The sequence below is a fragment of the Pseudohongiella sp. SYSU M77423 genome (genome assembly GCF_029911965.1).
In the GTDB taxonomy this organism is placed as follows: domain Bacteria; phylum Pseudomonadota; class Gammaproteobacteria; order Pseudomonadales; family Pseudohongiellaceae; genus Pseudohongiella.
Map to the genome: position 1 here is coordinate 693705 of NZ_JARYTH010000002.1, position 14041 is coordinate 707745.

At 56.0% G+C, this 14041-nt stretch carries 11 protein-coding genes; 2 read left to right on the forward strand and 9 right to left on the reverse strand.

Annotated features, from left to right (window positions below):
- Positions 1-10: 10 nt before the first annotated feature.
- On the forward strand, positions 11-2344 hold the full coding sequence (locus QGM61_RS07005) for a mechanosensitive ion channel domain-containing protein (protein WP_281132449.1): 2334 nt from the start codon (positions 11-13) through the stop codon (positions 2342-2344).
- A gap of 19 nt (positions 2345-2363) precedes the next feature.
- Here QGM61_RS07005 and ccoP read toward each other — a convergent pair whose 3' ends face one another.
- The 9 genes from ccoP to QGM61_RS07050 form a co-directional block, all read right to left on the reverse strand.
- On the reverse strand, positions 2364-3254 hold the full coding sequence (ccoP, locus tag QGM61_RS07010) for a cytochrome-c oxidase, cbb3-type subunit III (RefSeq protein ID WP_281132450.1): 891 nt from the start codon (positions 3252-3254) through the stop codon (positions 2364-2366).
- Complete coding sequence (locus QGM61_RS07015; RefSeq protein WP_237133665.1) at positions 3247-3390, reverse strand: hypothetical protein; 144 nt, start codon at positions 3388-3390, stop codon at positions 3247-3249. The genes ccoP and QGM61_RS07015 overlap by 8 nt, the downstream gene beginning before the upstream one ends.
- Positions 3387-4007 carry a cytochrome-c oxidase, cbb3-type subunit II gene (gene ccoO, locus QGM61_RS07020; RefSeq protein ID WP_281132557.1) on the reverse strand — a complete coding sequence of 207 codons (621 nt, stop codon included), beginning with the start codon at positions 4005-4007 and terminating at the stop codon, positions 3387-3389. Before ccoO ends, QGM61_RS07015 begins: the two co-directional genes overlap by 4 nt.
- A gap of 5 nt (positions 4008-4012) precedes the next feature.
- A complete protein-coding gene (gene ccoN / locus QGM61_RS07025; protein WP_281132451.1) occupies positions 4013-5485 on the reverse strand; it encodes a cytochrome-c oxidase, cbb3-type subunit I in 1473 nt (490 codons plus the stop codon).
- 4 nt (positions 5486-5489) lie between these two features.
- Positions 5490-6083: a Yip1 family protein gene (locus QGM61_RS07030; RefSeq protein ID WP_237133663.1), complete on the reverse strand. Its 594-nt coding sequence runs from the start codon at positions 6081-6083 to the stop codon at positions 5490-5492.
- Positions 6084-6295: 212 nt separating this feature from the next.
- Positions 6296-7417 carry an endonuclease/exonuclease/phosphatase family protein gene (locus tag QGM61_RS07035; RefSeq protein ID WP_317622148.1) on the reverse strand — a complete coding sequence of 374 codons (1122 nt, stop codon included), beginning with the start codon at positions 7415-7417 and terminating at the stop codon, positions 6296-6298.
- 121 nt (positions 7418-7538) lie between these two features.
- A complete protein-coding gene (locus tag QGM61_RS07040) occupies positions 7539-8846 on the reverse strand; it encodes an amidohydrolase family protein (protein WP_281132452.1) in 1308 nt (435 codons plus the stop codon).
- Positions 8847-8850: 4 nt separating this feature from the next.
- A complete protein-coding gene (locus QGM61_RS07045; protein WP_281132453.1) occupies positions 8851-11757 on the reverse strand; it encodes an amidohydrolase family protein in 2907 nt (968 codons plus the stop codon).
- A gap of 84 nt (positions 11758-11841) precedes the next feature.
- Positions 11842-12138 (reverse strand): hypothetical protein, encoded by a 297-nt coding sequence (locus QGM61_RS07050; RefSeq protein WP_281132454.1) that lies wholly within the window; start codon positions 12136-12138, stop codon positions 11842-11844.
- Positions 12139-12285: 147 nt separating this feature from the next.
- Here QGM61_RS07050 and QGM61_RS07055 point away from each other — a divergent pair, with 147 nt between their 5' ends.
- Positions 12286-14031: a DUF885 domain-containing protein gene (locus QGM61_RS07055; RefSeq protein WP_281132455.1), complete on the forward strand. Its 1746-nt coding sequence runs from the start codon at positions 12286-12288 to the stop codon at positions 14029-14031.
- The last annotated feature ends 10 nt before the right edge of the window (positions 14032-14041 follow it).

A 14041-nucleotide genomic window follows, 5' to 3' on the forward strand; every position in this document is an offset into this window, starting at 1 on the left:
AGATCGCATAGTGACGCATCTGACACCGGCCAAAATAATCGCCATCATTGCCAGTTTCTGCATACTGATGGTCGCTGGCCTCGCCAACGCACAGCCGGCGCTGTCAACGGCCGCAGAAACCGCTACCGAGAACGACTCCGGCACTGACAATTCCTATGCCTACCTGGCAGATATCCTCGAGGATCAGCAAGCCAGAGAGCAGCTAATCAGTGACTTGCGTGCCCTGGCAGCCGGCGAGGATCCGACAACAGATGAATCTTCAGCCGAGGAAGAAGCCTCTGGCTCTCCGGTGCAGGAAATTGCAGGCGCCACACGTGAGCTGGCACAGAATCTGGTCGCTGAATCCATGGAGGCTTTCCAGTCAATAACTGACCTGGTCACTGGCGAGCAGGCTGTGCAGGTCGACAACCTGACCAGTGATGCCATGGGGCTGCTGCTTGTCATCGCGGCGGCTGTGTCGCTATTCCTTGTGCTGAGACTGATGGCTCGACCGGTATTCACCGCGATAGATCGCTGGGCACTGAAAGATACCGGCGGCAGTCGTATGCTGCACAAATCAATTGCCGTGGGTGGTGCCGCCCTGCTGGATCTTGTAGTGATCCCACTCGCCTATGTGGGCGGCTACCTGGTTGCGCTGTTTGTACCTGGCAACTCTGGCGAAATGGACATTCAGCAGTCGCTGTTCCTGAATGCGTTTCTGATCATCGAAATCACGCGCGCACTGATCAGAGTATTGTTTGCCGCCCGAAATGACGGTCTTCGCATGCTGCCGCTGAGCGCCGAACAGGCGCATTACTGGCACGCCTGGCTGTCCAGGCTGGTTGGTTTCATCGGTTACGGCATATTGTTTCTGGTGCCGCTGGCCAATGAATTACTTACGCCTGCCGTCGGCAAATTGACTGCCCTGATTGTGATGCTGCTGGCGTTCCTGTACGCACTGGCCATTCTTCTGCAAAACAAAACCCGCATCACCGATAAACTCACAGAGCTTTCCCAGAATGCAGAAATGACATTCAATCGCGTCTTGCTGGGCATGCTGAGCAAAAGCTGGTTCGTGGTTGCAATTGCCTATCTGGCAGCGATGACACTGGTGACCATCGCACGCCCCGAAGATGCTCTGCCCTTCATGTTGCGTGCCTCATTGCAGACGCTGGTGGCAATCGGTCTGGGCCTGTTCCTGTCAGTGGTGCTGGGTCAGCTGCTGGGTCGTGGCTTCCAGTTAAGTGATGAAACAAGGGCACGTTTCCCCTTGCTGGAAGACCGGCTTAATGGATTCCTGCCTGCGATCATGAAGGGTGTCAGACTGGTCATCCTGATTGTTGTGCTCGGCTTTGTGGCGGACGCCTGGAGCCTGTTCAACCTGCCCGCATGGCTGGCATCGGATGCCGGCATCAACACACTGGGTACAGCCATTTCTGTAACCCTGATCATCCTGCTGGCACTTGGTGTATGGATTGCCCTGGCTAGCTGGATAGAGCAGCGACTGAACCCTGATTCTTCCCGTGGCGGACCCAGCGCGCGTGAGAAAACCCTGTTGACGATCTTCCGCAATGCTGTGTCGATCACCCTGGTTGTGATGACCCTGATGGTCGTACTGTCAGAAATCGGTATTAATATAGGCCCTCTGATCGCGGGTGCCGGGGTGCTGGGTCTGGCCATTGGTTTTGGTGCCCAGAAGCTGGTGCAGGACATCATTACCGGTGTCTTTATTCAGCTGGAAAACGCCATCAATAACGGCGATGTCGTAACAGCCGCCGGTATTACCGGCGTCGCGGAAAAACTCACCATCCGCTCCCTGGGGCTGCGCGATCTATCCGGCACCTATCACCTGATCCCATTCTCATCGGTAGATACCGTATCCAACTACATGCGTGAATTTGCCTATCATGTTGGTGAGTACGGAGTAGCCTATCGTGAAGATATCGATACAGTGATAGTAGAGCTGCGAAAAGCATTCGAAGAGCTCATGGCCGATGATGACTGCAAGAACGATATCCTGGAGGACCTGGAAGTTCACGGTGTCACGGCACTTGCTGATAGCTCTGTTAACGTTCGTGTCCGCATCAAGACTCTCCCGGGATCTCAGTGGCGCATCGGACGCGCTTACAACCGGCTGGTCAAGTATCGTCTGGATGCAGCTGGCATAGAGATCCCGTTCCCACACATGACGCTCTATTTTGGCGAAGACAAAGAAGGGAATGCGCCGGCAGCGCCGATCACCATCCACTCAATTGGTGAGCAGAAAATTGTCAGTGACAACAGTGAACCTAAAAAAGTTGATGACAAGCGCGCTGAGACCAATGCCAAAAAAGGCAAAGACTTCGATGATGAGGATAACCAGTAGGTCACAGTATCCGGCAGGCTTACTGCTCGCGTGTTAACCATGCGACCAGTAAGCGAATCTGCGCGTCATTCAGGCGATCATTAAATGCTGGCATTACACCCGCCCGACCAGCGGTAATGGATGCCAGCACGCTCGCGCGGTCGCCGCCGTATAGCCAGTCATCGTCTCGCAGGGAGGGCGCGCCGAACAGAACATTACCCTCTCCCTGTGCGCCATGACAGGCGACACAGTAGGTCATGTAAACCGCACGCCCTGGCATCTGGTCAGAATCGCTGTCATCCATCGCCATTACATAATCGACCAGGGGTTCTAGCTGGCTTTCTTCCACGACGCCTGACCATGCAGGCATGGAAGCGCGACGGCCACTCCTCAGAGTCTGTTCCACCTGCTCGGCAGTGGCGCCCCACTGCCACTCCTGATCGGTCAGATCAGGAAACATTGACAGCTGACCGCTGGCATCACGTCCATGACATGCTGCGCATTCACGGGCAAACAGGCGCGAGGCGGTATTCATGCGCCCTGAGCTGGACTGCAAATCATCAAGCGAGGTGGCCAGAATCTCCTCACGGACTGGTTGAAACTGGTTTTGATAGTGCTCGTAGGCATTGCTGACCCGGGCGTCCTGCGACCAGTTCAGCATGCCACTGAAGGAGCCGAGCCCCGGATACAGCATCAGGTAACCGACAGAGAATACGGTGGCGCCGAGAATCAGCCAGAACCACCACATGGGTGCCGGGGCGTTGCCCTCCCGCATATCGCCGTCCCAAACGGGTTCGTTTAATTCTTCTTCCGGCTCATGTGGCGTCGGTGAAAAATACACGCTCCAGATCAACCACCCGACCACGGCTGCCGACACCAGCGTCAGCACCATGATCCAGCCACTCCAAAAATCTCCGGGCATATCAGCCATTGTAATTCTCATCCTCCAGCGGGATTCTGCTGATTTCCTGTGCTCTGGATTTACCCACGCCCGCTGTCAGCCACACTATCATGGTCACCATAAAAAACATGACCAGCATGTCGCCTACAAATATAAAAAGTGTCATGGCACCTCCACGCGTGAAACGGCAATTCCAAGCTGCTGCAGATAGGCAACCAGCGCGTCCAACTCCGTCAGCCCTTCCAGTTGCTGTGGGGCCGCCTCTATCTGCTCCTGCGTGTAAGGGTGACCCAGCCGCTGCAGGACCTGCATCTTTTTCTGAATATCACCCACTCCAGACGCCGGGGCATCTTCCAGCCAGGGGTAGGCCGGCATGATCGATTCCGGAACAACTGACCTGGGGTCAAGAAGGTGGACACGGTGCCAGTCATCGGAATATTTACCTGCCAGGCGGTGCAAATCCGGTCCGGTGCGTTTAGAACCCCACAGGAAGGGACGGTCATATACAAATTCGCCCGACCGTGAATAGGGCCCGTAGCGTTCAACCTCGGCAATCAAAGGCCTGACCTGTTGTGTATGACATACAGAGCAGCCTTCCCGAATGTAGATGTCGCGCCCTGTCAGTGCCACAGCAGAGTATGGCTCTGTGCTGCCGGTTGGGGTTTCTAGCGACTCCTGGTTTAGCACCGGCAGAATCTGGACCAGCCCACCGATGGCAGAAACAACCAGTATGCCGAAGATCAGCAGTCCGGTATTTTCTTCAAGCTTTTTGTGGAGCGACATGCCTGTCATCGTTTTACCTCGTAAAGCGGGTCAACGTCGGGTGCGGTGACCTCAACCGGGTCCCGCCCCCTGATGGTCATGAACAGATTCCATGCCATCAGACAGGTGCCCAGCAGAAAAATCAGGCCGGCCAGCAGGCGTAGTCCGTAATACGGCGCCATCCCTGCCATGATGTCGGTGAAATTGAAGCGCAGCTCGCCAGTTTCATCCAGGTTCAACCAAAGCAGCCCCTGGGAAACACCAGCCGCCCACATCGACATGATGTAGAGCATGGTTCCAGCGAGAGCCAGCCAGAAATGCAGATTGGCGAGCGATGTGCTGTACAGGGCTCTACCTGCCATTCGCGGTATCAGGAAATAGAACGTTCCATAGGTAATCATCGCATTCCAGCCCAGTGCGCCGGAGTGCACATGACCGATGGTCCAGTCCGTGAAATGACTAACCACGTTGACACTGCGAATTGCCATCATTGGCCCTTCGAAAGTTGCCAGACCATAGAATGCCAGAGCCAGCACAATAAACTTCAATGCCGGGTCTGTGCGCAGCTTCTGCCAGGCGCCACTGACGGTCATGATGCCGTTGATCAGGGTTGCCCACGAGGGTGCCAGTAGAATGATGCTCATTACCATACCCAGCGACTGCACCCATTCCGGGATGGCGCTGTAATGCAGATGGTGGGGGCCTGCCCAGATGTAAGTGTAGACAAAGGCCCAGAAAGCAACGATGGACAGTCGATAACTCCAGATCGGGCGACCCGCCTGCTTGGGCAGGAAGTAATAGACCATGCCGAGAAAGCCGCCGGTCAACAAAAAGCCAACAGCATTGTGACCGTACCACCATTGAACGACGGCATCCTGCGCGCCAGCATACAGCGAGTAGGACTTGCCCAGCGTCACCGGCAGAGCCAGGTTATTGACGATGTGCAGCATGGCGATAACGATGATCAGACCGCCATAGAACCAGTTGGAGATGTAAATGGGTCGGATACGACGTTTTGCCAGGGTACCAAAAAACACAACCCCAAATGACACCCACAGTATCGCGATGGCGATATCAAACGGCCATTCCAGCTCAGCGTATTCCTTGCTGGATGTCCAGCCACCCAGCAGCGAAAGACCACCCAGCAGCACCGTCAGCTGCCAGCCGTAACAACAGAACCAGGCCAATCGAGGCGCAAAGAGTGACACATGGCTGGTACGTTGCACGCTGTAGAATGCCGTCGCCATCAGCGCAGAAACGCCGAACCCGAAAATGACGCCATTGGTATGTAGCGGACGCAGACGTCCAAATGAAAGCCAGGGCTGCCCAAAATCCAGCCAGGGCCACAACAGCTCCGCCGAAATGTAAACCCCAGCGCCCATCGCCACGATCGCCCAGACAATGGAAAACTGCACCAGACGCAACACAACTTTGTCACGATAGATTTCTGCCTGTACAGCCTTCAGAGTACTGATACCTTCTTCGTAAACAGCTGCCATCCGGTCAAACTCCCAATGAGGGGCCGATGCCGGCCACCCACAACCACATACTCAAACCCAGCAGTGACACCGCCGCCACCAGCAACCAGCCCACCAGCGCCGACGCCATCAACATGCCACGCTCCGGAACCGTTTCCAGCACCGTGGCAATGCCCGAATACAACAGGTACATGCTCCACATCATCGCGGGAATCAGAATGACAACATTGAGAAACACGTGCGGAAAAAGATGGGCGAGACTGGCGAAGGCCAATGGCGCGCCAACCATTGTGACGAATGCAAAATGCCGCCCGAGGTGGCGGTTTGCACCATAGGTGGTTGCCATCCATTGGCTGATCAGCGCCGTGGATACAAACCCGAACACCAGTGCAGCAAAGTACCCCGCACTGATCAGTGCCAGGCTGGATGCCGGCAGCATAAGCGGTTCATCCGCACCGAGGCGCCAGCCAAACTGGTAGGCGCCCAGCCAGGCAAATACAGGCGGCATCAGCAACAGCCAGATCGCATAACGAAAAAGAATCGTGAGTGCGCCTGGCTCACTCGATGAAAGCTGCCGACAGGTTTCTCTGGGCATAACCAGAGCACGCAGCGGCAACATTGTAGGGACGGTTCCTTGCATATTGGACACAACCAGCCTGCCAAGAAGTTATCCACGCCATTGTATCGGACACCGTGCCGCAAGCATTGATCCATGTCAACTATCGCTCATTCAGCCGGATCATGGCGACATACTAAAGTCCAACTCATATCCCGGATCTGGAACGACTCGAAACGTTTGCAGGGTTCAGTCCGCACTACCTGTCAGAAGTATTACCCGAGGGCTGAATCGCCCAGTCCACGACTTTTCCTGAGCTGTTTGCCATCATCGATAATTTCGCGGGCTTCGTCACGCTCTTCGCCATTCGCACTGGGTTTGTCATTACGATCTGACTCGGATGGACGGAAGCACAGAGTCGCCAGGATCGGGAAATGATCAGACCCGAAGTAGTCCAGTCGCTGCATGCGCTTGTGCAGAAAGTGTTCGGTGCAGAACACATGATCGAGGGGCCAGCGCATGAACCAGTACCCAGCGTGGAATGTATTGAACATGCCCCTGCCCCGCCGTGGATCAAGCATGCCACTGGTGCGGCGAAACAGCCGTGTGGTTCGCGACCAGGCGACATCGTTGAGATCACCGGCAACTATCGCCGGCTCCTTGTCGCGATAAACCTGCTGACCCACCAGCAACAGCTCGGAATCACGACACAATGACTCCTCACTTTCATTGGGCGCCGGCGGCCGGGGATGCAGCGCGTAGAAGCGCACGCGTTTGCCACCCGGCAGTTTTACCCAGGCCCGAATCGACGGAATGTCATCTTCAATCAGGTAATGAACTTTGGCGTCTTCCAGCGGCAGCCTGGAGTAAAGATGCATACCGTACAGATTGTCCTGGGGAACACGGACAATCGAGTGCCAGTCGCCGAATGCTTCATCGAGCTTCGACTGCCACCACAGATCAGACTCTACCACCAGCAGAATGTCGGGTTGATGCTGCTTCACCTGATTGATCAGGCCTTCACTATTGCGATTGGGCGTCAGCACATTTGCGACCAGCAGTGTTACGCAGTGCTCGCCAGACACTTTTCCATTAGCGTCCTCCATTTGAGTAGGCCACCACCTTGTCCAGGGCAGAATGCGCGACAGTTGATAGATCATCACAATCAGGCCAAGCGCCCATGTCCATTGCGACAACGCCACACCCGCCAGCGTTTGGGTGCTGTCCAGCAACAGGCCGCCGACCACCAGGATGCACGCCACAGCAGCGATCTGCACGCGGGGAAACTCGCAGGCGCGAATCCACCACTCATAATGTGACAAGCGACCCAGTGTGGAAACCAGACACAACAGAATGGACAGGCCAAACATCAACCATGCCAGTATTGTAATAAACAACCGCTACCTCCATGGAGCCACGCCCTTCCTTCAGACGCTAATCTGTTGACGGCCTGTCCTGATCAATTATTCCGTGCAGCGTGGAGACTGCGCCTCTCTTGCTGCACCGATGAACCACTGATTACTCGATAGGCTGACCTGCGTAGCGTTCGTAGAACCGCTCGTACAGCTCCTGCTGCATGCCCTGCAGCTCCAGTAACCTGCCCTGAATAAAGGCCTCATCAAGCTGATTGGTGCGCATATCCAGCGCGTCACCAGCCGCGATGAAAAACGTTGCATCTTTGCCCACGACCAGCGTGCCCACGCGGTCATCTACATCAAGAATTCGCGCATTGTGCTCCGTGATCATGGCCAGTGCGGTTTCCCTGTCCAACCCATAGCTGGCGGCGGTTCCGGCAAAGAAAGGCAGGTTGCGCTGCGAATCCAGAGCTGTTTCGCCACCACCAATACCCACCAGAATACCGGCGTCGTGCAACTGGAATGGGACCTTGAAAGGCTCGTCAACGTCGTACCAGGACTGCGCGGGCAAACCATGTACTGACTCGTAGATCACTGCCACCGATTCCTGCAGCAACAGATCCTTGACCTTCATGGCATCGCGGCCACCAACGATGACAATTTCTGGCACTTCGTAGTCCCTGGCGAATTGAACACTGTTGACGATGTCACGTGCGTCGTTGGCGTGAATGAACAGTTTCGCCTCGCCAGACAGAACATTCTGCATGGCGGCCAGATTCAGATTCACCGGCGAACCTGTGTAGGTGATCGCATCCTGAAACAGTGCGTGCAACACTTGTACCTGATTGGCGTAGTCCTCGTTGTCCACGGTTTCGAACTGACCGGAGATTTCATTACGCTGACGCCGGGTTCGTGCGGGCCAGTGCATATGCATGGCGCCATCAGCAGAGAGCAATGTGTCCTCCCAGTTCCAGCCATCAAGTTTCATTACGCTGGAGCTGCCTGAAACCAGACCGCCCTGTGGCGTAATCTGTGCAGTCAGGATGCCATTAAAACGAAATGTCGGAATCAACTCTGAGTCGGTGTTGTAAGCAATTGCCGAACGAACGCTGGCATTGATATCCCCTGTTTCCACCACATCATTGGTTGCCCGGATATTGCTGACCTCGGACAGGCCCAGAGACGTGTTAGGCAAAATAAAGCCGGGATAAATATGACGCCCCTCTACATCTATCACCTGGTGATTAAAAAATGCCGGACTGTTGGCATCAGTACCAACGTAGGTGATGACTCCCTGGTCAAAGGCTAGTACGCCGTCCTCGATCACCGTGCCATCTCCCACATGTATGACAGCACCGGTGATGGCTATGGGCTCTGACTGGTCCGGGGCCGGCCGCGGAACAATCGCCTGCAGCATTGAAACGGCCAGCACAACAGGTACAACGCGCACTACTCTGTTTATGATTTTCATGCGATTACTCCTGTTCACTCAAGATGACATTGATGATGCGCTCTCGTTCGCTGGCCATGTACTGACGCAGCTCGCGGTCACGTTCGCGGTCGAAATACGGGATGCCATCAACCCAGGTAGTCTGCGCCTGCGCGTAGACGGACAATGGATGCTGATCCCACAACACAACATCGGCATCCTTGCCTACGCGGATACTGCCCATCCGATCATCCAGATGAAGCAGCCTGGCTGGGTTCAACGTAATCATCTTTAATGCATCAGACTCACTGACACCGCCATACTTGACCATCTTGCCAGCCTCCTGATTCAGGCGCCGGGACATTTCGGCATCATCGGAATTCAGGGCAACTACTACTCCGGCCTGCTGCATCAGTGCGGCGTTGTAGGGAATCGCATAACGCACTTCCCACTTGTAGGCCCACCAGTCCGAGAAAGTGGAACCTCCGGCACCATGTGCAGCCATCTTGTCGGCCACTTTGTAGCCCTCCAGAATATGCGTGAAGGTATTGATGGTGAAGTCAAAGTTGTCCGCAATATGGATCAGCATGTTGATTTCCGACTGCACATAGGAGTGCGCCGTCACGTAACGTTCGCCGTTTAAAACTTCCAACATGGTTTCATCAACAAGATCGCGGCGCGGCCGGATGGCATCCCGGCGTGCACTGTTGGACAGCGCGTTCCACTGCTGCCAGCGCGATTCATACTCACGTGCCTGGCTGAATGCATTGGCAAAAACCTGCTCCACGCCCATGCGGGTCTGCGGGTAACGAATGGACGCTGGGTTGGTGCTGCGCTTGACGTTTTCACCCAGTGCGAACTTTATGAATCCCGGTGCATCTTCAATCTGCAATTCCTCAGGTGTTCCGCCCCAACGCATTTTGATCAGTGAGGACTGCCCGCCAATCGGGTTGGCAGAGCCATGCAGCTGCTGCGCCGCCACCACGCCACCTGCCAGATTGCGATAGATGTTTACATCCTGGGAATCCACGACGTCTGTCATGCGCACCATGCTTGAATTGGTCGCCACTTCGTTGATTCCGAACAAAGCGATGTGGGTATGTTCATCTATGATGCCAGGCGTCAGGTGCATGCCGGTTCCATCAACCACTACCGCATCACCGGCCTGCAGGTTTTCACCTACCGCCGCGATACGTCCATCCCGCAGCAATACATCGGTTATCAGCGTGCCAGCATCTTCGTTGGTCCAGACTGTTGCACCTCGTATCAGCGTTGCCTGCTGGGTCGGCACAGTCTCGCTGCCATAGGCAGCAAAGGGGTAGATAACCGGCGAAGGCAGCTCTGTCGACATCTCCGCTTCTTCAGCAGCATCAGTCTCCTCGCTGGCCGGCAACTGTCCGGTACGCGCCAGCGTCCAGCCGCTGCCTTCCCAGCCATCCTGGGTCGGCCAGCCACTCAGACGCAGGGTCTGTTCTTCACCGGGCATGCGCAGCGTCAGATTGATGAGATCCTGTGCAATCGTGACACTGGCGCTTGCACCTTCCAGTGCCGTGTCGCTGCTGCCGTCCAGCACCTGTGTGCGCAGACGACCATCAGCCAGACGCAGCGCCAGATCCACTGTCGTTGACTGCGTTGCCAGTTGATATCGACCTTCCTGTTCGGTCAATGGCTCGGATACCACATAGCGCGAGCCGGCTACCCAGGTCTCAAGCAGACGGGTATCCGTGTCGAACAACGGCCCATCGCTGACGACAAGATTGGCCAGCGCGCCAGCGCCGATGTGGCCAAGCCGTTGCTGTTCACCGATAAGTGCCGCAGGAACGCTGGTCAGTGCAGCAATGGCCGCCTCTTCCGGCAGCCCGGCATCAACCGCCTTGCGCAGATTGGCAATAAATTCATCACCGGATCCGGCGCGGGTAATGGCCATCTGAATGCCCTGCTCGTGCAGCAGGCGCAGATTGTACGGCGCCAGTTCCCAGTGCTTGAGCTCTGTGAATGACACATCATCCGCTGTAAAAGGATCGGCGACCTCCGGTGTTTCCGGATAGTCGACAGAGACAATAAGTGGTGCCCCGGTGGCTGCCAGTCGGGCAGCCTGCTGATAGGCGTCAGTGCCTACCTTAAGGATATACCGGGTGGAAAATTCTTCAGCAACACGGTGCACGGCGAGTGCCTGGTGCCAGTCGTCCACTTCCATGATCTGTGGCAGCGACTGCGTGCGCAACCAGCCCTCCAGTGACTCATCGGCGAATGGGCGTGGATCATGCTGAGCGTACCACTCAGCATCCAGGTAAGTTTGACGCAGCAGTGCTATGGCACCCATCAGCGAGACGGGTACGGTCTGCCTGGAGCTGCCTTTATTCAGTGAGTAGTAGGCCGCCACATCAGACGCGAGGACGGCTTCATTGGCGTTACTGTGGTCTAGATTGACCAGAACGGAAGTACCACGGGCAATGCCATCGGCCATAAAGCTGGCTACCGTCGTGAACCCCTGCCGGCGCAGCGGAATCTGGTCGTCACGTGCCGGTTCGAACGCCATGACTGCTCGGTAGTGCGATTTGATGGCATCGTTGACATTCAGCGCACGGGGGCCGGATTCAACCACTTCGGCACCGCCACCTCCGGCTGGCCGAGCCGGCGCTGGCAAACCATAACCACTGTACAGGTCGATAAACCCGGGATAGACGTAGCGACCGGGCAGTGGCATCACAAAATAGTCTTCCGGTATGTCATCTTCGCTGGTGACTTCAACGATGGAGCCATCACGTATCAGCACTGCCGCATCCGGTCGGTACTCACCCTCGCCCACATACACTGTCACCCCGCTCAAGGCGATGGCGGATCGTCGATTATCGACCACGCCATTGGGGGTGGCGGTTTCCTGCGCGACACTTGTCACCGTCAGGCATAACGCCGCAAGTCCCAGCGCCCGTACCAGTATCGTAAGACTCATTTTGATGTGCTCCTGTTGTTCTGCTTATTCCGCGCTTGTAAAAAATCACTGTTAAATCAGTTTATTGACTGCGTCGTTCGGATATCAGAGTCGTTTGTCGCGGGCGGAGTCTTCAGACTCAGGCTCTGCCTGTGCATTGTCTTTATCACGACGGAAAGTGCTGCGCTCGCTGTGCGGCGTTCCCGCACAGCTTTCACCAGTGTACATACCCGCCAGAAACTGCGAGAACGCGTACAGCCATCGCTGCCATCGCCCCCGCTTCGGTTCAACACCAAGGTTCAGTTCGCTCAGGCCAATTCGCCGCCCATCCAGCGTGGGCTCGCGCCGGGCTGATTCGCGGGATTTGCTGTCAGGTGCGTGAGTGCTCATGCCTTTGATCATAACCAAAACATGCGGGCAGTCCTATACGAAGCTGGAAAATCCTTGCCCTCAATTGCATCACCTGATGCGACAGCGTCCGTGATTCATACTGTTGTGTTATTCTCGGAATCCATCGACTCTCGACTTCTGGCCTACGGAGACCCCCTTATGCGTTCCATTACCCTGGCTGCAATCCTGCTGGCATACAGTGCACTGAGCGTCGCGCAACCCGGTGACGCTGACAATGCGTCATTCAGCCAATTCAGCGAGTCTTTAATGATGAAAATGCTGGAGCGCAACCCAGAGTGGGCTCTGTACGCCGGGCGCTACGACAATGCGCATCTGGTGACCTTGCCGACGCCTGCGCGCTTCGCCGATGACGTGGCTTTTGCTGAACAGGCACTGGCGCAGCTGGCGGAGTACCCTGTGGATACACTGACCGCCTCCGAGCGCATTGACCAGGCTCTGCTGCGCAATGAACTGGAGTCAATGCAGTGGTATCTGACAGCGTTTCGTGACTGGCAATGGGATCCCTCCAGCTACAATGTTGCGGGTCCGATCGGCCTGATACTCACGACGCCATACGCCCCGGAAGAGGAGCGTCTGCGTACGATAATGGCGCGACTGGAGCAGGTGCCCGAGTACTACAGGGCCGCCCGCGCCAATATCAGTGATCCGACGCTGCCCCACACCGAACTGGCTATTACGCAGAATCAGGGCACCCGCAATCTGCTGGGTGAGTCACTGCGTGAGCGTGTCATGGCAGCCAATCTGGAACAGGCTGAAAAGGACAGATTTGAACAGCTTCGGGTGCAGGCGCTGGAAACGGTGGACGGCTTTATTACCGAACTGGAACAGCTGCAGCAATTGCTGACAGACAATGCGGAGGCTCGCGGTTTTCGCATCGGCGCCGAACTTTACGAAGAAAAATTTCGCTACGATATACAATCCGGTTTCACCGCGCGTGAAATGTACGAGCGGGCCCTCGCCGAAAAAGAGCGACTGCATGACGACATGGACGCGATCACACGCGAGCTTTGGACAAGCTACTTCCCCGATACGGCAATGCCTGACGACAGATTGCAGCGCATAGGCATGCTCGTTGATCTGCTGTCTGACCGACATGTCGCCAGAGACGAGTTCTTTGCGGAAATCCGCCGGCAGATTCCGGAACTGACCGCGTTTGTGGCTGAGAACGACCTGCTGGATCAGGATCCCAGCCGTCCCCTGGTTGTGCGGGAGACACCGGAGTACATGCGCGGCAGTGGTGCCGGCGCCTCTGTCAGCGCGCCGGGTCCATTCAACCCGACCGCAGACACTTACTACAACGTCACGCCACTGGATGGTTACACCGAAGAACAGGCGGCAAGCTATCTGCGCGAATACAACCACTGGGTGCTGCAGATTCTGAACATTCACGAAGCTGTGCCAGGTCATTACACGCAGCTCGTGCACGGTAACAAGTCGTCCGGCCTGATCAAAAGCCTGCTGCGCAATGGCGCCATGATAGAAGGCTGGGCCGTGTATTCCGAGCGCATGATGCTGGAGGAAGGCTGGGGCAATCAGGAGCCGGAGATGTGGCTGATGTACGGCAAATGGAACCTGCGCGTCGTCACCAATGCCATCATGGATTATGCCGTGCATGTACTGGGCATGACTGAAGACGAAGCCATGGACATGATGCTGAATGAGGCTTTCCAGGAGCAGACTGAAGCAGAGAACAAATGGCGCCGTATCCGGCTGTCACAGGTTCAGTTGACCTCTTACTTTACTGGTTATGCTGAGATTTACGATTATCGTGAACGCGTCAAGGAGCGTCAGGGTGACGACTTTGATCTGAAGGCATTCCACAACGAATTTTTGAGTTACGGCAATGCGCCGGTCCCTGCCATCATTGAACTGATGGAAGAATGACCGGCGCACG